The sequence below is a fragment of the Saccharopolyspora sp. 7B genome, from assembly GCF_020177435.1.
GTDB lineage: Bacteria > Actinomycetota > Actinomycetes > Mycobacteriales > Pseudonocardiaceae > Saccharopolyspora_C > Saccharopolyspora_C gregorii.
This window is the reverse complement of the sequence record NZ_JAIUKC010000057.1, coordinates 38,553-58,636: the sequence shown is the minus strand read 5'-3', so window position 1 is coordinate 58,636 and position 20,084 is coordinate 38,553. Positions and strand designations below refer to the sequence as shown.

General features: G+C 71.6%; 19 protein-coding genes and 3 tRNA genes. 8 read left to right on the top strand and 14 right to left on the bottom strand.

Translation table 11 applies throughout. The features are described 5' to 3' along the window. Window positions 1-3 precede the first annotated feature (3 nt). Window positions 4-441 (bottom strand): hypothetical protein, encoded by a 438-nt coding sequence (locus LCD33_RS11030; protein ID WP_224969047.1) that lies wholly within the window; start codon window positions 439-441, stop codon window positions 4-6. 394 nt (window positions 442-835) lie between these two features. Between LCD33_RS11030 and LCD33_RS11025 the strand changes: the two genes are divergently transcribed. Then, complete coding sequence (locus LCD33_RS11025; protein ID WP_224969045.1) at window positions 836-1,498, top strand: hypothetical protein; 663 nt, start codon at window positions 836-838, stop codon at window positions 1,496-1,498. A gap of 152 nt (window positions 1,499-1,650) precedes the next feature. Here LCD33_RS11025 and LCD33_RS11020 read toward each other — a convergent pair. The 4 genes from LCD33_RS11020 to LCD33_RS11005 form a co-directional block, all read right to left on the bottom strand. After that, window positions 1,651-1,723: transfer RNA gene (locus LCD33_RS11020), tRNA-Arg, on the bottom strand. A 39-nt stretch (window positions 1,724-1,762) separates the two neighbouring features. Then, window positions 1,763-1,852, bottom strand: a tRNA-Ser gene (locus LCD33_RS11015). Between the two features lie 80 nt (window positions 1,853-1,932). Continuing rightward, window positions 1,933-3,918 carry an acetoacetate--CoA ligase gene (locus LCD33_RS11010; protein WP_224957174.1) on the bottom strand — a complete coding sequence of 662 codons (1,986 nt, stop codon included), beginning with the start codon at window positions 3,916-3,918 and terminating at the stop codon, window positions 1,933-1,935. 114 nt (window positions 3,919-4,032) lie between these two features. Then, complete coding sequence (locus tag LCD33_RS11005) at window positions 4,033-4,737, bottom strand: dienelactone hydrolase family protein (RefSeq protein WP_224957173.1); 705 nt, start codon at window positions 4,735-4,737, stop codon at window positions 4,033-4,035. 466 nt (window positions 4,738-5,203) lie between these two features. Between LCD33_RS11005 and hisC the strand changes: the two genes are divergently transcribed. Continuing rightward, window positions 5,204-6,262, top strand: a complete 1,059-nt coding sequence (gene hisC / locus LCD33_RS11000; RefSeq protein WP_224957172.1) for a histidinol-phosphate transaminase — start codon at window positions 5,204-5,206, stop codon at window positions 6,260-6,262. A gap of 67 nt (window positions 6,263-6,329) precedes the next feature. Then, window positions 6,330-7,073 carry a hypothetical protein gene (locus LCD33_RS10995; protein ID WP_224957171.1) on the top strand — a complete coding sequence of 248 codons (744 nt, stop codon included), beginning with the start codon at window positions 6,330-6,332 and terminating at the stop codon, window positions 7,071-7,073. A 234-nt stretch (window positions 7,074-7,307) separates the two neighbouring features. On the opposite strand, the gene LCD33_RS10990 is transcribed toward LCD33_RS10995, so the two are convergent. From LCD33_RS10990 to LCD33_RS10955, 8 genes are all read right to left on the bottom strand, one after another. Then, window positions 7,308-8,078: a hypothetical protein gene (locus LCD33_RS10990; RefSeq protein ID WP_224957170.1), complete on the bottom strand. Its 771-nt coding sequence runs from the start codon at window positions 8,076-8,078 to the stop codon at window positions 7,308-7,310. An 88-nt stretch (window positions 8,079-8,166) separates the two neighbouring features. After that, a complete protein-coding gene (locus LCD33_RS10985) occupies window positions 8,167-8,646 on the bottom strand; it encodes a hypothetical protein (protein ID WP_224977790.1) in 480 nt (159 codons plus the stop codon). A gap of 195 nt (window positions 8,647-8,841) precedes the next feature. Next, window positions 8,842-9,690 carry a L,D-transpeptidase gene (locus LCD33_RS10980; RefSeq protein ID WP_224977789.1) on the bottom strand — a complete coding sequence of 283 codons (849 nt, stop codon included), beginning with the start codon at window positions 9,688-9,690 and terminating at the stop codon, window positions 8,842-8,844. A 658-nt stretch (window positions 9,691-10,348) separates the two neighbouring features. Continuing rightward, window positions 10,349-10,588 (bottom strand): hypothetical protein, encoded by a 240-nt coding sequence (locus LCD33_RS10975; protein WP_224957166.1) that lies wholly within the window; start codon window positions 10,586-10,588, stop codon window positions 10,349-10,351. A gap of 278 nt (window positions 10,589-10,866) precedes the next feature. Then, entirely contained in the window at window positions 10,867-11,238 is a 372-nt protein-coding gene (locus LCD33_RS10970; RefSeq protein WP_224957165.1) for a VanZ family protein, read from the bottom strand. A 484-nt stretch (window positions 11,239-11,722) separates the two neighbouring features. Next, window positions 11,723-11,807 (bottom strand) — tRNA-Ser (locus tag LCD33_RS10965). A gap of 56 nt (window positions 11,808-11,863) precedes the next feature. Further along, entirely contained in the window at window positions 11,864-12,298 is a 435-nt protein-coding gene (locus LCD33_RS10960; protein ID WP_255614547.1) for a MarR family transcriptional regulator, read from the bottom strand. Window positions 12,299-12,608: 310 nt separating this feature from the next. Beyond that, window positions 12,609-14,081 (bottom strand): M28 family peptidase, encoded by a 1,473-nt coding sequence (locus tag LCD33_RS10955; protein WP_224957163.1) that lies wholly within the window; start codon window positions 14,079-14,081, stop codon window positions 12,609-12,611. 142 nt (window positions 14,082-14,223) lie between these two features. Between LCD33_RS10955 and LCD33_RS10950 the strand changes: the two genes are divergently transcribed. Beyond that, on the top strand, window positions 14,224-15,204 hold the full coding sequence (locus LCD33_RS10950; protein ID WP_224957162.1) for an NAD(P)H-quinone oxidoreductase: 981 nt from the start codon (window positions 14,224-14,226) through the stop codon (window positions 15,202-15,204). Between the two features lie 290 nt (window positions 15,205-15,494). On the opposite strand, the gene LCD33_RS10945 is transcribed toward LCD33_RS10950, so the two are convergent. Next, complete coding sequence (locus tag LCD33_RS10945; protein ID WP_224957161.1) at window positions 15,495-16,694, bottom strand: cysteine desulfurase-like protein; 1,200 nt, start codon at window positions 16,692-16,694, stop codon at window positions 15,495-15,497. Between the two features lie 101 nt (window positions 16,695-16,795). Here LCD33_RS10945 and LCD33_RS10940 point away from each other — a divergent pair, with 101 nt between their 5' ends. The 4 genes from LCD33_RS10940 to LCD33_RS10925 all read left to right on the top strand — a co-directional run bounded on the left by LCD33_RS10940 (window position 16,796) and on the right by LCD33_RS10925 (window position 20,042). Continuing rightward, complete coding sequence (locus tag LCD33_RS10940) at window positions 16,796-17,329, top strand: bacterial proteasome activator family protein (RefSeq protein WP_224957159.1); 534 nt, start codon at window positions 16,796-16,798, stop codon at window positions 17,327-17,329. A 98-nt stretch (window positions 17,330-17,427) separates the two neighbouring features. Further along, entirely contained in the window at window positions 17,428-18,282 is an 855-nt protein-coding gene (locus tag LCD33_RS10935) for an ABC transporter permease (protein WP_224957158.1), read from the top strand. Window positions 18,283-18,297: 15 nt separating this feature from the next. Continuing rightward, window positions 18,298-19,113: an ABC transporter ATP-binding protein gene (locus LCD33_RS10930; protein WP_224957157.1), complete on the top strand. Its 816-nt coding sequence runs from the start codon at window positions 18,298-18,300 to the stop codon at window positions 19,111-19,113. Then, window positions 19,110-20,042 (top strand): glycosyltransferase, encoded by a 933-nt coding sequence (locus tag LCD33_RS10925; protein ID WP_224957156.1) that lies wholly within the window; start codon window positions 19,110-19,112, stop codon window positions 20,040-20,042. Before LCD33_RS10930 ends, LCD33_RS10925 begins: the two co-directional genes overlap by 4 nt. The last annotated feature ends 42 nt before the right edge of the window (window positions 20,043-20,084 follow it).

Here is a 20,084-nt window from a genome sequence, read left to right as displayed (position 1 = left end):
CGATCAGCCGGCGGGCGTGGTCGTGCACTCCACCGTCGGCTCGGCCTCGGTGCCGGAGGCGACGCAGTCGACGCCCTCGCCGTCCTCGGGGATCGGGTAGCTGAACACGATCGGCCCGTCCGCCTCGTCACCGACGGAGAACTTCAGGACGGTCGGCTGCCACGATTCGCTGCCGTGCAGGGTCTTCGAGTAGTACGTGGTGCCGGGCTCGACGGTGGTGCCGAAGCCTTCACCGTCGTCGGTGAGCTCGCGGACGTGCAGCCGGTAGTCCCCGGCGGTGTACTTGCCCTCGCCCTCGTGTCCCGGTTCGGCGTGGTGCGAGTTCTGGACCTGGGAGGGGACCTGTTCCAGGTTCACGGCCGCGGCGATACCCCCGCCGATTACCAGCACCGCACCGGCCACGAGGCCGGAGACCACGACGTTCTTGGCATTGATCCGCATTACGGCTCCTCGCATTTCATCCGGCCCGAGCACCGTCGCGGCGGTGTCGGAATTCCGATCACCAAGCCTGGCGCGGCGCGCGATCGGCCACCTCGGCCGAGAGGCCGGTTCGAAACGCGGAAAACCAGCCGATCGGCCGGGACGGCCTCTTCGGAGCCTTTCCGAAAAGCAGGGAAACCGTTGCGAACGGCGGTTTCCCGCTCGCCCGGAAGCGCATCCGAAAAGTTCCTGTCCGTCGATCGTCGGATTCGGCCGACGAAATACCTGCGGTACCGGTCCGCTTCCCGCAGCGTGCCGATGGTCCTTTCAGGTGATCCCAGCGGTAAACGGAGTAGTGGGGGCTCCGGTTGACGAAGATCGGACTCTTCGTGCATCGAGGGACAAGGGGCGGGCGTTGCCGGACGGCTTCTACACGGATCGACAAGGCCGGGTTCGGCCGATCAACGGCAAGAAGGGCCGCGGCGGATTCGTCGCCGCCGCCGGTGCGACCGCACTCGCGGTCACCGCCGTCGCCGGTGGCGGTGGGGCTACCGGCGGGGTGAGCTCCGTGGCGGGTGAGCAGGTCGCGGTCCGCGTCAGCAACGCGAAGCAGGCGGCGCGCAACGGGCAGTCCGACAAGGCCTGGCAACGGATGCGGCTGCGGGTCCGCGAGCAACGACCCCCGGATCATCAGCTGGACTGCATCGTCCATTCCTTCGGACAGGTGCAGGAGTTCTTCGTCGGGCACCCGTGCCGCTCCCTGACGAGGACCGTGATCCCGCTCGCCGACGAACAGGGCAACACCGCGGTCGTGTCGATCGCCTGGGTGCGGACCGGCAGCACACGGGATGCGCGCGCGCTGAACCGGCTGGACCGCCGGGACGGGACCGGGGACATCAGGGCGCTGGGCAGCAGCGTCCTCGCCGCGCGGGGCGTGTCCTTCACCGGCGAGCACTACGAGTCCACCGCGAAGGGCACGCTGTTCGTGCGAGCGGAGGCGGCACCGATGAGCGGGAACCTCCCGCCGGCGCTCCTGGACGGGATGGCCGAGGTGGCGGTGCTGCTCCCGCGGCCGTAGCCGGGACGGGAGTCGGTGCCGACGTGCTCGACGGTGCGGTCGGTGGCAGCGCGATCAGGTCGGCGGGGAGGCCCGATCGCCGTCACCCGACCCCGGACAGCAAGAAACCCCCTGCGACTAAGTAGGGGGTTTCCAGCTGTCTCGACCAGACGTGCGCCCGAAGGGATTCGAACCCCTAACCTTCTGATCCGTAGTCAGATGCTCTATCCGTTGAGCTACGGGCGCTTGTTCAGTTGTGGATCCCCGCCTGGGCGGGAACCCCTGCGGAGGCTCCGGGATTTGAACCCGGGAGGGGGCGTGACCCCCAACCGCATTAGCAGTGCGGCGCCATAGACCAGACTAGGCGAAGCCTCCCGGCAGTCCCTCTCGGCCACTGGGGAAAAGAGTACACGGCCCGTTCACGCCTTCGCGCAGGGGGGTCGGTCCGCGATCGCTCAGCCGTTCGCACCCGCTGCGAGCTGCACGAACGGGTCGAGGGCCGCCGGATTGCGCAGGGCGTCGCGGCTGACTGCGCGTTCCGGGTCGCCGCCGGCGAGGATCTTCTTCACCGGAACCTCCAGCTTCTTGCCGTTGAGCGTCTGCGGGACCTCGTCCACGAGCAGGAACCGGTTCGGCACGTGCCGCGGGGACAGCTCGTCGCGCAGCCGCCGCTTCAGCTCGCCTTCGACGTCCGCCAGCCGGGCACCCTCGGCGAGCACCAGGAAGCAGAGCAACTCCCCTTCGCCGCCGGCGCCGGAGGTGTCGATGACGAGCGAGTCGGCGACCTCCTCGAAGGCTTCCACGACGCGGTAGAACTCGGCGGTGCCCATCCGGATGCCGCCGCGGTTGAGCGTGGAGTCGCTGCGGCCGTGGATGACCAGGCTGCCGCGGTCGGTGACCTCGATCCAGTCGCCGTGGCGCCACACGCCGGGGTAGGTGTCGAAGTAGGCCTCGCGCAGCCGCGACCCGTCGGGGTCGTTCCAGAAGAACACCGGCATCGTCGGCATCGGCTTGGTGAGCACCAGTTCGCCGACCTCGCCGCGCAGCTCCGCACCGTCCTCCGAGTACGACCGCACCGCGGCCCCGAGCAGCGCGCAGGAGATCTCGCCGAGCCACACCGGCACGTCCGGCGCCGCACCCACGATCGCGGTGCACAGGTCCGTCCCGCCGGAGACGCTGGCGATCTGCACGTCCGCGCCCACGTGCTCGGCGATCCAGCGGAACCCGTCGACGCTCAGCGGGGAACCGGTGGAGCCGACGGTGCGCAGCGCGCCCAGGTCGTGGTGCTCGGCGGGCCGCAGCTCCTTCTTCAGGCAGCTCTGCACGAACGGCGCCGAGGTGCCGAAGTAGGTGACGCGGTGCCGTTCCGCCAGGTCCCACAGCACGTCCAGCGACGGGTGCCCGGGGCTGCCGTCGAACAGCAGCAGCCGGGTGCCGGTGAGCAGGCCGCCGACGAGGAAGTTCCACATCATCCAGCCGGTGGTGGTGAACCACAGGAACGTGTCGCCGGGGCCGAGGTCGGCGTGCAGCCCGATCGCCTTGAGCTGCTCCAGCACCATGCCGCCGTGCCCGTGCACGATGCCCTTCGGCAGCCCGGTGGTGCCGGAGGAGTACAGCACCCACAGGGGGTGGTCGAACGGCACCGGGTCGAAGGCGAGCTCGGCGCCGCGGTGCCGGTCCAGCAGGGCGGCGAAGTCCTCGGTGCCGTCGAGCCCGCCGGCTCCGACGTAGTCGACCAGCACCACCGACGCGCCGGGCAGCAGCCCGCGCAGCTCGTCCACGGTGGCGCGGATGTCGTAGGTGCGGCCGCCGTACGCGTAGCCGTCCACGGCGACCAGCACGGTCGGCTCGATCTGCACGAACCGGTCCGCGACCGCCCGCACCCCGAAGTCCGGCGAGCACGACGACCAGGTCGCGCCGAGGCTCGCCGCCGCCAGGAACGCGATCAGCGTCTCCGGGCAGTTCGGCGCCAACGCCGCCACCCGGTCACCGCGGCGCACGCCCAGCTCGACGAACGCGGCGCGCATCGCCGCGACCCGCGCGCGCAGCTCGCCGAACGTGAGCTGCGATCCGGCCCCGTCCTCCCGGGCGAACACGACCGCCACGTCCTCGTCGGACTTGCCGGGGCCGCCGCGCAGCGCGTGCTCGGCGTAGTTCAAGGTCGCGCCGGGGAACCACTTCGCGCCCGGCATCACCTCGGCGTCGAGCACCCGCTCGGCGCGCTCGTGGAAGGCCACGTCGAAGAAGTCCGCGATCGCGCCCCAGAAACCTTCGAGGTCCGACACCGACCAGTCCCACAGCGCCGGGTAGTCCGGCAGGTCGAGGCCGCGCTCGGTGCGCAGCCACTCGCGGAACTCGGCGAGGCGGGTGCCCGCCACCTGTTCCGCGGTGGGCCGCCACAGGACCTCGGGGTTTCGATCGGCGCCGGTGCTCGATGTCATGAGTGCTTCCTAACCCACGACCGGGCGTCGACGCCATAGCCGAACTGCTCGGTGCGCACCGCGAACAGGTTGTGCACATGCCTGTGGATGAGTTGTCCACAGGCTGTGTGCAACTCAGCGCAGGTGGGTGTCCAGCCAGTTCCGCGCGCGCTGCCACGCCTCCGCGGCCGCGTCCAGGTCCGTGTCGAAGCGGTGCTCGCTGCGGGCGAAGTGCACCAGGTCCGTCGCCACCGGGGCGGTCGCCGCGGCCTCGCGGAGCTTGTCCACCTCGTCCGCCGGGATGCGCTCGTCCAGCTCGCTGTAGATGCCCAGCCACGGGCCCGCCAGCTCCCCGGCGATCTCCACCAGCGCGGGCAACCCGTCCGACAGCGGGCTCAGGATGCCGCCCCCGCCGACCGTCACCGCCGCGCCCAGGCTGCGGCTCGCCGCCACCACCAGCGCGGCCGAACCGCCGATGTCGAACCCGATGACGCCCTGCCGGTCGCCCGGCACGCCCTGGTCGGTCAGCCACACGAACGCCGCGTCCGAATCCGCCAGGATCGACTCGCCCGATAGTCGCTGCACGTGGTCCCGCACGTGCTCCTCGGCGTGGTCGTCGGAGAACTCATCGGTGCCCTCGCGGTGGTACAGGTGCGGCGCCACGGTCAGCCAGCCTTCGTCGGCGAGGCTGCCCACCAGGGAACGCACCCGGTCGGTGACGCCGCGCGCCTCGTGCAGCACCACCAGTCCGCCGCGCACGACGTTCTCCGGCTCGGCGACGGTCATCCGGAGCTCGGTGCCGTCCGTGAGCGCGAGCGTCTCGGTCCGGGTTTCGGTCATGCCGTTCAGGTAATCAGGGATGGGTGAACAGCAGTCAACGTGATCATCCGGATGGCGGAGCCCGGTTGACACACCGTCGCCGTCGCCGCGTTCCCGCCGCCGCGCCGTCCGCTGATCTCCGCGCCCTCCCGGGCCGCGACAGGTGAGTGCGCCGCCACGTGCGGCAACGGGCCGGCAGAGATCCACCGCGGGCCGCGCGGAACGGCACCGCCGCGGGCCCGGGCGCCCCCCCCCCCGCGCCGGGGGTGTGTTCGGTGTTACACCCGATCGGCGCCAACCGGTCGCCGGGCGGGGTGGAGCCCCGCGGCGCCCGACCCTCCCGGGGTGCCGAACGGGAGCTCCCGCTCGGCCGCACGGATTCTGGGCCTCCCCGTCCAGCTCAGCGCCGCGTCACCGGTTCTACAGTGGTCGGGCGGTGCTCCCGGCGGCGAAGCGGGGGACGCCGCCCGAGCAGAGGGAGCCCCGCATGACCGTCCGCATCCGCCCCGACCTCGACCAGCTGCCCGCCTACGTCGCGGGCCGCACCGTCGCCGGATCGCTCAAGCTCGCCAGCAACGAGGTCTCCGCGGGTCCGCTGCCCGGCGTCGCCGAGGCCATCGCCCGCGCCGCCGCGGACGCGCACCGCTACCCCGACATCGGCGCCGCCCGCCTCACCGAAGCGCTCGCCGCCCACCTCGACGTCGATCCGGGCCGCATCGCCGTCGGCTGCGGCTCCGTCGCCCTGTGCGAGCAGCTCATCCAGATCACCTGCACCGCCGAGGACACCGTCGTCTACCCCTGGCGGTCCTTCGAGGCCTACCCGATCCTCAGCCGCATCGTCGGCGCCACCGAGGTGCAGGTGCCGCTGACCGCCGAGCACGCCGTCGACCTCGACGCGATGGCCGCCGCGATCACCCCGCGGACCCGGCTGGTGTTCGTCTGCTCCCCGAACAACCCGACCGGACCGGCGCTGCGCCGCGCCGAACTGGAGCGGTTCCTCGACTCGGTGCCCTCCGACGTGCTCGTCGTCTTCGACGAGGCGTACCGCGAGTTCGTCACCGACCCCGACGTGCCGGACGGCGTCGAACTCACCGCCCGCTACGACAACGTGCTCGCGCTGCGCACCTTCTCCAAGGCCTACGGGCTCGCCGGGCTCCGCGTCGGCTACGCCATCGGGCCTGCGCACGTCGCCGAAGCGCTGCGCAAGGTGTGCATCCCGTTCAGCATCAACGCCCTCGGCCAGGCCGCCGCGATCGCCTCGCTGGCCGCGCAGGACGAGATGCGGGCCCGCTGCGCCGCGATCACCGCCGAACGGGTGCGGGTGCGCGACGAGCTGATCGCCCTCGGCCACGCCGTCCCCGAGACGCAGGCGAACTTCGTCTGGCTGCCGCTGGGCGACCGGGCCGGCGAGTTCAACGAGCACTGCCTCGCCGAACGCGTCGTGGTGCGCGCCTTCGCCGGCTCCGGCGTGCGGATCACCATCGGCGACGCCGCGGAGAACGACCTGCTGCTCGGCGCCGCGAAGTCCTTCCCGCTGCACGGCTGACGAAGCTCGATCCACCGGCCCCCGCGTTGCTACCGTGCCCGGACAGCGCGCAGATCGGGGGCCGGTGATGGCGGCGGAACACGTTCCGGGTGGAGTGCGGGCGAGCTGGCTCGTGGTGGACGCCGAGACGGCGGAAGTCCTGCGGCGGCACGAAGAACGGCACCGCTTCCGCTCCGCGTCGCTGGTGAAACCGCTCATCGCGCTCGACCACCTGCGGCGCGGCGGCGAACCGTCCGCGGCCGACCGCGCGCTGCTGGAACCGATGCTGCGCTCCAGCGACGACGACGCGGCGAGCGAGCTGTGGGACCGCGGCGGCCGGGAGCGGATCGTGCACCGGACCGTCGCCGAGATCGGCCTCACCGGGACCGAACCGCCGCGCGATCCGGACATGTGGGGCTACGTGGTGCTCACCGCCGCCGACGTCGTGCTCTCGCTCCGGCACCTGCGGACCGCGGGAGCGGCGGGCGAGTTCGTGCTGGAGCAGCTGCGGCACTTCACCCGGCACGGCACCGACGGCTTCGATCAGACCTTCGGGCTCCCCGCGTCGGGAGCCGACGTGGACGCGCTCAAGCAGGGCTGGTCCGGGTTCGGCCTCGGTCCGAACGAGAAGCCCGCCGAGCCGGCGGCCGAGCGCCGCGCCATCCCGGACGAGCGGATCGACCTGGAACGCCCGGCGATGCACACCAGCGGCCTGGTGCGCCGCGGGGATCGGCTGCTCGTCGTCGCGGTGTGCACGCTGCACCCGGCCGGAACCGGGTGGGACACCGCGGCGGGAACGATCACCGAGCTGGTCCGCTCGATCCTCGACTGACCGCTCCTCCCGTCGCACCAGGGGGATCGACCGGTCCGCGAGAGCGGTGATGCCCGGCGGAGAGAGGGGGAGTACTCCGCCGGACATCCCGCGAGGTGTGACCGCCGGTCGGACCGGAACGGCCGCGGCGACCGCGCAGCCGAACCACACCGAGAGCGAATCTAGCCGCGCAGCCGGGAAAAACGCCGGGCGCAACAACCAAGATCGCACTTTCGAGTGGAAGATCCCGCCGGTTCAGCGCGCGGCCGGCCCGATCTCGTCCTGGGCGGGCGCGGCGGCCACGGCGCGGGGTTCGGCGCGGTCCTCGGCGGACTTCGCGGCGACCTCCTCCTCGCTGACCCGCTCGCCGCCGCGGCGGCGGAAGAACTGGAAGCCGGGGATGCCGACGATGGCCCGGCGCACGTCGTGGGTGACTTCGAGCAGCTCGTGGATCTCGGGGCCCACCTTGTCCAAGGTGCGCAGGATCGGCAGCACGTCGGAGAGCACGTGCTCGGTGAGCACCGGGAGTTCGTCGACCAGGCGGATCGCCGCGTCGACCTCCTTCTGCGAGAGCTCGTCGACGAACAGCTGCGCCATCGGGGCCGCTTTGCGCGCGACCGGCTCGTAGGCGGCGAGGAGTTCGTCGGCGACCGCCGCGGTCCGCTGCACGTCGCTGACGGTGCTCGCGGCGGTGGCGCTGACGGCGCCCGCGGACTCGACGATCGTCTGCGCCTCGGCGGAGATGGCGCCGGCCGCTTCGACGGTCCGTCCCGCCGCGGCGGCCACGACCTTGGCCTCGCGCAGGACCTCTTCGACCTCGTCGACGGTGCGGCTGGTGCGGGCGAGGATCTCCTCGGCCCCGTCGACGACGGTGTTCACCCTGGCCAGCAGGGCCTCGACGCCGTCCACCAAGCCCAGCACCCGAGCGGGAGCGGCGGCGACGGTGGTCGCGGACTCCACCGCCCGACCGACCGTGGAGCGGGCCATTCCGAGTACGTCGCCGGGAGTGGGGATGCGGATCAACATGTCACCACTGTGCACGTGCCCGCACCTCGTCGACCACGGTGCGGGTCGGAACGAGGTGCGGGCACGGTGCGAATCGGGACGAAACCGGTCAGCCGGTCACGGCGGCGTGGCCGGCCACCGCCACCGGGCTCGGCGCGGCGGGCAGCTCGGCCGGCGATACCTGCTCGGGGGCGCTCGGCGCGGGCGCCGGAGCGGGAGCCGGGCCGGGGCCGGGCTCGCCCGGGCCGGGGCCACCGGGGCCGGGCCAGTCGGGGCCGCCGCCGCAGTCGTCGTCGCAGCCGCCGCCGCAGTCGTCGTCGTCGCAGCCGCCGCCGTGGCCGGGCTTCTCCGGCTTCTCGTGCCCCGGCTTCTCGGGCTTCTCGTGGTCCGGCTTGTGCGACGGGTGGTCCCCGACCGGCGCGTTGGTGCAGTCACCGCTCTGCGGCGACAGGATGTTGACCACCGCACCGACGACCGCCACGTTGTTGCCGCACAGCTGGATCGGAACGAGGCTCACGTCGTTGTCGTTGCCGACGTTGATCCCGTCGTTGTCCGCGCTGTCGGCGAACGCCGGAGCGCCTGCGAGCAACAAACCAGCGGTCGCCGTGATGACACCGGCGAAGCGTGCTTTTTTGTGCACTGTCGCACTTCCTTCGTTTCGATTTCCGGGATTTCTGTGGTGGCCGGCTTTTCCCGTGGTCCGGTTCCGGCCGGCCGGTCGCGCCAGGACCTCGTTCGCCCTGCCGCCTTCCCGCCGCGTTCCGCTCCGCTGTTCGCGAGTGCTCTAGTGCAGCAGCACGAGTGTTCCCAGCGGGAGTGTGCTCAGCAGCCGTAATGCGTCCGGTGGCACTCGCACGCACCCGTCGCTGGCTGCCTCGCCGAACACGGCCGGATCCGGCCAGCCGTGCAGTGCGACCGTTCCCGGTCCGCCTCCGTAGCTGTTGAACGTTTCGGAATGCGTACCGAGCGGAAGGATGATGGGGCTGAACTTGGTGACCGTTTCCTCGATCGCGGCCATCAGGTAGGTCCGGCCGCGCGGGGTGGGGGAGTCGGAGGAACCGACGCCGACGGTCCAGCTGCCGACGTTCCGGTCGCCCTCCCACACCACGAGCCGACGCGCGTCGACGTCCACGTCGACGTGGTAAGGCGTGCGGGCCTGCGTGATCGGGGCGCCGTCGATGCGGATCCAGCCGGTGCTGCTGTTCGGCCGGGACGGCAGCAGGACCTGCCCCCAGCCGCCCTGCCGGGCGATCAGCGGCACCCAGGTCGGGTTGCCGAGCTGGGTGGCGGGCAGCCGCGCGAACGGGGCTCCGCCGGGGGCGTCGTGCACGGCCACGTCGTGCTCGACCCGCAGCACGACCCCGTCGGTCCCGACCTGCGGCGCGGGGTCGGCGGCGGCGCCGTCGAGGTGGCCGAAGGTGCTGGCCTCGGGGAGCCCGGTGAGGTCGACCCGGGCGGCTTGTCCGGCCGGTGCGGGGGCGGCGTGATCCGCGGCCGGAGCAGGTGGCAGCGCACCGCCCCCGCAACCGGTGAGCAACGCCGCGAGGCCACCGGCGAGCAGCGAGGATCGCGCGCGGCCGAGCGCCCGGCGGCGTGCCGGGGCGCTCGGGGCGGATCGCGTTCGCGCAGTCATGGCTCGTCCTCGGTTCCTGGCCCGGCGATGCCGGGTGCGGCGATGCGGTGAGGGAATGCCGAAAGGCATTCGGGAGGTTCTTGCCGATCGGGGAGGCGCCGGATCGCCGGTACCGCCGATCAGGTGCCGGGCGGACGCTAACCCACCGCGTGGATCGCTCCAAACGGAAAGGTACGCGCGTGCGTGGCAGTGCCGTCCCGCGGAATTCGTTGCTGAGCAGCGAAAACCGGCGTTTCCGGTGGATCTGTCGGAAACGCCGAGAATCGGTTGCCCCACCATCGGGTAGATAAGTTCACTACTTCGAGTGACCCGTTTCGAGGGATTCGCGTGGTGCCGAACTGCCGCCGGACGAGCTCGAACGGCGAGTACCCGGTCCGGCTCGTGATCAGCGTCCTCCCGTATCCGCCGGACCGCCACCGCACGAGGGCGCGCGGTTCGAACCCCGAGGTGCCGCCCGCCGCGGGATCGCGGGGCGGCGGCGACCACGATCTTCCGCCGGGCCGCCGGGCCGCCGGGCCGCCGGGCGCGGTGCGGGCGCGAGTCGGTTCTGCCGGGCCCGTACCGCTGTCTCCTCCGGCGCGGAATCGTGGCCGTGGAACGCAACGATCCCCGTCCGGAAGATGGGGATCCTTGCTGTGCGGCGGGGGGGGGAACGGGGTCAGTCCACCCAGGGGCCGTGCTGGACCTCGACCTGGCTCGGGCCTTCGGGGTCCGACTCGTGGACCGGCTTGCAGTAGATGGCGTAGTAGTCGTCGGGGGTGTTGGGGTCGTTCTTCATCTGCTTGACCTTGTCCAGGCAGGCGTCCCCGGTGGGGTAGACCGTCGGAAGGGTCTCCAGCTGCTCGGGTCCCGCGGATGCCGCGCCGGTTCCCAGCAGGGAAACGCCTGCACCGGCCACGCAGAGAGCCGCTGTCGCCAGAGCCTTGCCGAATCGCATATGAACTCCTCTTCGAGGTAAGGGTGGGGAGCGAACGCGTCGCTGGAACCGACGCTATTCGCGGGGGAGCGCGCCGGGGCCCGATCAGCCGCGCAGTCCGGGTAACCCCTCGGCGGCCGTCCGAGGCGCCACCGCGGGTGACGGGGAGTACGAGCCGCGCCGATGCCCGGAATGCCGCACACGGGACGAATCCCGGAACGCTGAAGACCTGCTCAGGTGCGGCAGCGGAGCATTCGAGATCACCGGTCCGCCTCGGACGCGCTCGCATTCGCACCGTGCCGTTCCACGGCCGGAGGTGCCGATTCCGCGGTCCGGCCGGGGAATCGCGAGATCAGCGTTGCCGCGACCGCGGCGGCCACCGCGGCACCGACGGAATTGTTGAGGAAGTCCTGCGTCTCGCACACCCCTCGGTTCGTGGCCACCTGCAGCAACTCGATCGCCGCGCTGAGCCCGATCGCCGAAACGAGCACCACCAGCGGCTTGCGCGTGGCGAGGACGGCGAAGAACACCAGCGGCACGAACAGCAGCACGTTCGACAACTCGTTGCCGCCGGCCATCGAGAATCCGTTCAGCTGGCAGAACGGTTCCTCGACCACCCGCACTCCGGGCATCGACGCGTAGTCCGGCCGGGTGCGGGAGAGGGTCGCGCCAGCACCACGCCGAGGCTGGCCCCGGCGAGCACCGACGGCACCGGACGCCATCCCCACCGGCGCGCCGCCATCAGTCCCGCGGTGCTCAGCAACGCGAGCCCCACCAGCGTTCCGATGAGGATGAGCGGGTTGGACAACGCGCCCACGACGGACCAGAAAACCGAATTCACTCCGTACAGCACAACGGCATCTCCCATTCGGGGTCGACTGCATGCCCGAGTGAAATTAGCGGCGGAATAAGACGATCCGGATCAGCCGCGAAGCCGGTGGTCCCGGGCCGAACGGCCGATTCAGCGGCACCGCGGCCCGCCGATCGGCCAGTGCGGCAGCGGACGCCGCCGGATCCCGCGGAAGGTGCGAAGGGGACGCGGAGCCGCGGCGCGGGCGGCAGGACGCGAAAGAGCCCGGCGGGGAATTCCTCGCGGGGCTCCACTGGTTCCCGTTGCGGAAGCGGGGGGATTCGAACCCCCGGTCCCTCTCGGGACGCTCGCTTTCAAGGCGAGTGCATTCGGCCGCTCTGCCACGCTTCCAGGGCCGGAGCCTAGCCCGCTGGGACGGTTCGGGGGACAGCGGGGAGGGGCTGCGCTCAGGCGTCCGGGCGGTCGTGCAGGCGGGTGCGGAGGCGTTCGAAGACGGCGGCGAGGACCTGCTTCTCGGCGGGTTCCAGGAGGTCGATGAAGTGCTCGCGGACGCCTGCGACGTGGGTGGGGGCCGCGGTGCGCAGGACTTCGAGGCCGCGGTCGGTGAGGACGGCTAGGACGCCGCGGCCGTCTTCGAGGCAGTCGTTGCGGCGCACCAGGTCGGCGTTCTCCAGCCTGCGGATCTGGTGCGAGATGCGGCTCTTCGAGTGCGCCACGTCGCGGGCCAGTTCGCTCATCCGCTGCTGCCGTCCGGGCTGTTCGGAGAGCCGCACCAGGATCTCGTAGTCGGCGATGGACAGGTTGTGCGCGGCCTGCAGCTCCCGGTTCAGCCGGTGCTCCAGCAGCGCGCTGCCCTCGATGTACGAGCGCCACGCGACCATCTCGTCGTCGTCGAGCCAGCGGACCTGCTCTTCGCTCCCATCGATCACGCCCACCAGGTTAGTCCGCGCCGGGTGATCACCGGGGCGGATCGGCGGGACGGGCCGCCGGGCTCCCACCGCGGACCGCCTGCGCCGAACGGGTGCGACGGCCCGGTGGCGGTGGCGGAACCGGGGTGGGCGGACGGGGGAGTCCGGGTGCCGCTGCGGGCTTCCCGAGTGCACCGGACGGGCGGATTCGGGAAGCCCGCGGCCGACCTCGGAACGCACCGGGCGGCCCACCCGGTCCGGGCGGGCCGCTCGGCCGCGTCGATCAGCGGACCGCGTGCTCCCCGAGCCGGGGGAGCGGTGCGGCGGCGGTGCGCTGGGCGGTGCGGCCCTGCGCGCCGTTGACGCCCGCGGTGCTCTGCGCGTACCGGCCGATGGTGTCGGCCAGCGCCTTGGAGTTCCGCTCCAGCGCCACCCGGTCCACGTTGGACAGGTCGTCCTGCGGGGTGTGGTAGTTCGGGTCGAAGGTCTGCCCGGCGGTGCCGCCCCACTTCGCGGCCTGCTCCTCGGTCTTCGTGCCGTCGCCACCGGTGAACAGCCCGCCCGCGGGGATGCCGTTCGCGATGAACTCGCCGTAGTCCGAGCGCCCGTCGAAGTCGGTGCCCTCGGCCTCGACGCCCTGTTCGGCCAGCGCCGCCACCAGGTCCCGCTCGATGGCGGCGGAACCGTGCGGGCCGGGGCCCGCGCCGACGCCGTCCGAGTCGTCGCCGTCGTAGGCGAAGTACCCGGCGTTCGGGGAGCCGATCATGTCGAAGTTCAGGTACAGCGCGATGTCCAGCTGCTGCTCGAATCCGAGGCCCTGCACGTACTTCGTCGACCCGACGAGACCGGATTCCTCCGCGCCCCAGAACGCGAAGCGCACCGCGTTCTCCGCGCCCGGGTTGCCGCCGAGGGCTTCCGCGGTGGCCAGCAGCCCGGCGGTGCCGCTGCCGTTGTCGTTGATGCCCGCGCCTTCGGGGACGCTGTCCAGGTGCGCCCCGGCGACCACCACGTTGTCGGTGCGGCCGCTGCGGGTCTGGGCGAGGACGTTGCGGGTGGTGATGTCCTCCAGCCGCGACTGCACGTCCAGGTGCACCTGCGCGCCGGCCTGCTCGGCGAGCCGCTGCCCGGTGGCGAGGTCGACGCCCGCGCTGGGGATCCGGGCGTCGGCCGGGTCGCCCAGGGTGCCGTTCAGCGGGCCTTCGACGTTGTTGTAGACGATCGTGCCCGCGGCGCCGAGTTCCGCGGCGACCAGCTGCTTCTCCGCGAACGTGCAGGAACCGCGCTGGACCAGCACCACCGAGCCCGCCACGTCCGCCGGGTAGTCGGTGGCTTCGCAGCCGGGCGTGTCGTCGACCGCGGCGACGGTCAGCGGTGCGGTGATCCCGCCCTGCGGCGTCGCGGGGGAGTACTCCAGCGCGCCGCCCTCGACCGGGGCGCCCGCCACGTCCAGCGCGAACGAGTCGAGGAAGAACGCCTGGTAGTCGAATTCCGGTGTGGTGACGTCGAAACCGGCCGCGCGCAGCTTGCCCGCCACGTAGTCCACGCTGGCCTCGTAGCCCGGCAGTCCGGACGCGCGGTTCCCGTCGTGCGTGTCGGCGATGCGCTGCAGCGCGACCAGGTGCCGGTGCACCGCGTCCACCTCGACCCGGTCGCCCAGGTCGGTGGTGGCGGCGGAAGCGGGAACGGCGGCGAGCAGCATCGCGGCGAAGGTGGCGAACGCGGCGGTCGCGCGGCGACCGGGTTTCACAGCACTCATGTTCTGTTCGGCTCCCCAAGGTGAGTTCGTGACGATCAGCTTCGACAGCTCCCCCGACGGAGTCAAGAATGTCCGGATGATGGTCCTGGCGGGCGGTTTTCCCGATATTGCCGGAACGCGTCCAGGTACTACCGTCGGCACCATGCATGCCATCGCGATCCGTGAACCCGGGAATCCGGAAGTGCTGGAGTGGACCGAACAGCCCGATCCGCGGCCCGCTCCCGGCGAAGTGCTCGTCGAGGTCGCCGCGGCCGGGGTGAACCGGGCGGACCTGTCGCAGCGGCAGGGGAACTACCCGCCGCCGAAGGGTGCCAGCGAGGTCCTCGGCCTGGAGTGCTCCGGCACCATCGCCGAGCTCGGCGAGGGCGTCACCGGCTGGCAGGTCGGCGACCAGGTGTGCGCGCTGCTGTCCGGTGGCGGCTACGCCGAACGCGTCGCGGTGCCCGCCGCGCAGCTGCTGCCGGTGCCGGACGGCGTCGACCTCCTCGACGCGGCCGGGCTGGTGGAGGTCGCGTGCACGGTGTGGTCGAACGTGGTCATGGAAGGCGGTCTCGCCGAGGGGAAGCTGCTGCTCGTGCACGGCGGTTCCGGCGGCATCGGCACCAGCGCCATCCAGATCGGCCGGGCGCTGGGCGCACGGGTCGCCGCGACCGCGGGCGCGCCGGAGAGCATCGAGTTCTGCCGGCGGCTCGGCGCCGACCCGGTGATCAGCTACCGGGACGAGGACTTCGTGGAGGTGGTGAAGGGCCTCGGCGGGGCGGACGTGGTGCTGGACAACATGGGCGCCGCCTACCTGGACCGGAATCTCTCGGCGCTCGCCCCGGACGGGCACCTCGCCGTGATCGGCATGCAGGGCGGCCGCAAGGCCGAGCTGGACCTGGGCAAGATGCTGGTGAAGCGGCTGCACATCTCGGTGCTGGGGTTGCGCGGGCGGCCGGTGGACGGCCCGACGGGGAAGGCGGCCATCGTCGCCGACGTGCGGGAGAAGCTGTGGCCGCTGGTCGCCGCCGGGAAGGTGCTGCCGATCGTGCACGACCGCATCCCGCTGCCGGAGGCGGCGCGCGCGCACGCGCTGCTCGAAGCGGGCGGCGTGCACGGCAAGATCCTGCTCGTCCGGCCCTGACCAGGTGAGTGGCCCATTCGCCCAGTCCCGCTGGGCCGGTGGGCCACTCAGCAGGCGCTCCCCGCCCGTCCTCGACCCCCGCAGGTCCTTCATCGGTTTCCTGTCAGCGGCGCAGCCGCTGAGCCAACGACCACCCAAGCAACGGGACCACCCGGGGGTTCTCAGCGTCCTCCTCGCGAGGACAGCGTTTTCTCATGTGGCGGAGCCACCTGTGAAAACGATCCCGCAGCGAGGAGGACGCTGAGGTTCCGCCACCCCAGTGCTACGCACAACGAGTGGGAAGACCGAGCTCAACTGAGAGCGGCGACCGCGCGCAGGAGTTGGTCGACCTCGTAGGTGTTCGTGTAGTGGGTGAGCCCGACGCGCACCGCGCCGCCGACCTCGCCGACGCCGAGCACGGCGAACACCCCGTGCGTGCCCGGGTCGGCGAACGCGCAGACGCCCTGCTCGGCGAGGTGCTCGATCGCGTCGACCGCCTTCACCCCGTTGACGGTGAACGCCATCGACGGCACCCGGCGCATCGCGTCCCCGATGATCATCACGTTCCGCAGCCTGCGCAGCCCGCCGGTCAGGTTCGCCAGCAGCCCCGCCTGGTAGGCCTTCACCGAGCTCAGCGAGGTCAGCAGCCGCTCCCGGCGCGGTCCCGCGGCGGCGTCGTCCAGCCCGGCCAGGTAGTCCACGGACGACACCAGACCGGCCAGCAGCGGGTAGGCGTGCGGCCCCAGCTCCAGCCGGTCCGGCCCGCGCCAGCCGGGTTCCAGCGCCGCCGACGGCAGCTGGTCGATCATCGCCGGGTCGCGGAACACCAGGGCGCCGACCGGCGGCCCGCCCCACGCGGAGGCGTTCAGCGCGAGCACGTCGGCGCCCATCGCGGTGATGTCCAGCGGCAGGAACGGTGCGGCGGCCGAGGCGTCGACGACCACGAGCGCGTCGTGCGCGGCGGCGATCTCGGCGATCTGGCGCACGTCCGGGCGGGTGCCGACGGCGCCGGAGGCGGCGGTGACCGCGACGACCTTGGTGCGCTCGTCGATCAGGTCCTGGTACTGCCAGGCGGGCAGCTCGCAGGTCTCGATGTCCACCTCGGCCCACCGCACCTGGGTCCCGGAGCGCTGCGCGGCCCGCTGCCAGCACACCACGTTGGAGGGGTGGTCGAGCCGGGACACCACGACGTCGTCGCCGATCATCCAGCCGTCGCCGAGCCCGTCGGCGAGCCGTTGCAGCAGCACGGCGGAGTTCGGCCCGAGCACCACCCCTGCGGGGTCGGCACCCACGAGATCGGCCAGTGCGCGACGGGCTGCGTCCACGATGGCCTCGGCGCGCTGCGACGCGGGGAAGATCCCGCCAGGCCCGGAGACGGGGGCGCGCAACGCGGTGGACACCGCGGTCGCGACCTGCTCGGGAACCTGCATGCCCGCCGGGGCGTCCAGGTGCACCCACCCGTCACCGAGCGCGGGGAACAGCCCGCGAACTGCAGCGACGTCGAACGCCATGGTCATACCGTACGGAGCGGGCCGGGGCGCACCGCCGCCGGGTGGTCCGATCCAGCCTGCCACGTGCACCCGGCGCGGCCGGACGCGTCAGGATGGTGGGCATGAACCAGAACGAGCAGGACCAGCAGCGCGAGATCTTCGTGGTGGGCGAGGGCACCCCGCTCGGCTCGGGCGCCGACCCGTCCGCCGAGGCGGTGGGCGAGCGGGAGAACGTCGGCGAGCTCGTCGAGCAGCCCGCGAAGGTGATGCGCATCGGCACCATGATCAAGCAGTTGCTGGAGGAGGTGCGGGCCGCGCCGCTGGACGAGGCGAGCCGCAGCAGGCTCAAGGAGATCCACCAGTCCTCCATCCGCGAGCTGGAGGAGGGCCTGGCGCCGGAGCTGATCGAGGAACTGGACCGGCTGTCGCTCCCGTTCGCCCAGGAGACCACCCCCTCCGAGTCGGAGCTGCGCATCGCGCAGGCCCAGCTCGTGGGCTGGCTGGAAGGCCTGTTCCACGGCTTGCAGACGGCGTTGTTCGCGCAGCAGATGGCCGCGCGGGCGCAGCTGGAGCAGATGCGGCGCGGCCTGCCCGCGGGTGGCGCGGGCGAGGGCGAGCCGGCCTCGCACCCGAGGGGAACCGGCCAGTACCTCTGAACGGACGATGACCGGAGGGTGTCCGGTATGCCGAGAGTGATCGCGGCAGCGATGCCCTGTACTCGGTCGGGTGTGGCCTGTGGGTACTCTGACGCACCGTGCAGGCCACAAGCACGCAAGAGCGCCCTCCGGCCCCGCCCGAGACGTCCGCACGGACTTGGCGCAAGGCGTTCCACGACATCGCGCAAGGTTTCCAGCAGCAGCAGCTCTGGGCTCATCTGGGCTGGCAGGACATCAAGCAGCGCTACCGCCGCTCGGTGATCGGCCCGCTCTGGATCACCATCGGCATGGGCATGACGGCGACCGCGCTCGGTCTGCTGTACTCCCAGCTGTTCGACCAGGACATCAAGACGTTCCTGCCGTACCTGACGGTCGGCTTCATCGTCTGGAACTTCATCCTGGGCTGCCTGACCGAGGGCACCGAGGTCTTCATCTCCAACGAAGGCCTGATGAAGCAGCTGCCGGCCCCGTTGAGCGTGCACGTGCTCCGGCTGGTCTGGCGCCAGGCGCTGCTGTTCGCCCACAACATGGTCGTCTACCTGGTGGTCCTCGCGATCTTCCAGATGCCGATCGGGTGGAGCGTGCTGCTGGTCTTCCCGGCGTTCCTGCTGCTCATGATCAACGGCGCGTGGGTGGCGCTGCTGTTCGGCGTCATCGCGACGCGGTTCCGCGACATCCCGCCGGTGATCAACAGCCTCACCACGCTGCTGTTCTTCATGACCCCGATCGTGTGGGACGCGAAGATCCTGGAGGAGAAGGGCGTCGGCTGGCGGGCGAACCTCGCCGAGATCAACCCGCTCTACCACTACATCCAGATCATGCGCGACCCGCTGATCGGTGGCGACGAGAAGTTCTACCACTGGGGCATCGTGCTCGGCTGCACCGTCGTCGGCTGGCTGCTGGCGCTGGTCGTGCTGCGCAACTACCGCGCTCGCGTCACCTACTGGATCTGATCGGGGGTTCTGCACATGGTCAGCATCGACGTCTGGAATGCCGCGGTCGACTTCCCGATCTTCGACGCCAAGTCCCGCTCGCTGAAGAAGGCGGCGCTGGGACGGGCCGGCGGCAAGATCGGCACGGAGAGCCGGGTTCCGATCATCGAGGCCCTGCACGACATCGACCTCTCGCTGCGGCACGGCGACCGGGTCGCGCTGGTCGGGCACAACGGCGCGGGCAAGTCCACGCTGCTGCGCCTGCTGTCCGGCATCTACGAGCCCACCCGGGGCAGCGCCCGCGTGGTGGGCAAGGTCGCGCCGGTCTTCGACCTCGGCGTCGGCATGGACCCGGAGATCTCCGGGTACGAGAACATCATCATCCGCGGTCTGTTCCTCGGCATGAACCGCAAGCAGATGGAAAAGCGGATGGACGACATCGCCGAGTTCACCGAACTCGGCGACTACCTCGGCATGCCGCTGCGCACCTACTCCACCGGCATGCGGGTGCGGCTGGCGCTGGGCGTGGTCACGTCCATCGACCCGGAGATCCTCATCCTCGACGAGGGCATCGGGGCCGTGGACACCGAATTCCTGGACAAGGCGCGGGACCGGCTCAACGACCTGGTCAAGCGTTCCGGGATCCTGGTGTTCGCCTCGCACTCGGACGAGTTCCTGATGGAGCTGTGCACCACCGGGCTCTGGATGGAGAAGGGCGGCATCCGGGAGCACGGCTCGCTGCGCAGCGTCCTGACGTCCTACAAGGGCAAGGACCCGTTCGAGAACCTCAGCCCGGAAACCCTGGCGCGGATCGGCGAGTCCGCCCTGATCGAGAGCGACAAGGCACCATGAGCACCGACTCCGCCGAGCAGCCGCAACTGCCCGCCGACTCCGTCGTCGCGGTGATCGTCACCAGGCATCGCCGCGAGCTGCTCGCGGAGTCGCTCAAGGTGATCGCCACCCAGACCCGGGTGCCGGACCACCTGGTCGTCGTGGACAACGGTCCCGACCAGCCCGCGCGGCAGGTCGTCGAGGACTGCCCGATCCCGTCGACGTACCTGCCCTCGCAGCGCAACCTCGGCGGTGCCGGTGGTTTCGCGCTGGGCATGCTGCACGCGCTGGCGCTCGGCGCGGAGTGGGTGTGGCTCGGCGACGACGACGGCAGGCCCGCCGACGACCACGCGCTGTCGACGCTGCTGGAGGTGGCGCGCACCCGGAAGCTCGCCGCCGTCTCGCCGGTCGTGGTGAACATCGACCACCCGGAGAAGCTGGCGTTCCCGCTGCGCCGCGGCCTCACCTGGAAGCGGCACCCGGAGGAGCTCGGCGCTCCCGGCGGCGATGCCGACTTCCTGCCGGGCATCGCGTCGTTCTTCAACGGCGCCCTGTTCCGTGCGGCCACGCTGGACGTGGTGGGCGTGCCGGACTACCGGCTGTTCTTCCGCGGGGACGAGGTGGAGCTGCACCGCCGCGTGGTGCGCTCGGGCCTGCCGTTCGGCACCTCGTTGAAGACGCGGTTCGTGCACCCGGACGGGTCGGACGAGTTCAAGCCGATGCTCGGCGGCCGGTTCCACGCGCAGGACCCGTCGGATGCGAACAAGCGCTACTACACCTACCGGAACCGCGGCTACCTGCTGTCGCAGCCGGGGATGCGCAAGATCGGGATGCTGGAGGTGCTCCGGTTCGGGCTGTACTTCGTCGGCCACCGCCGGGACCCGAAGGCGTTCCGGGAATGGCTGCGGCTGGTCCGGCAGGGGCGCCGGGAGCAGTTCTTCCGCCGCTGATCGGGGCTGCGCGCGTTCCGTCGTTCGGTGGAACTTGAATCT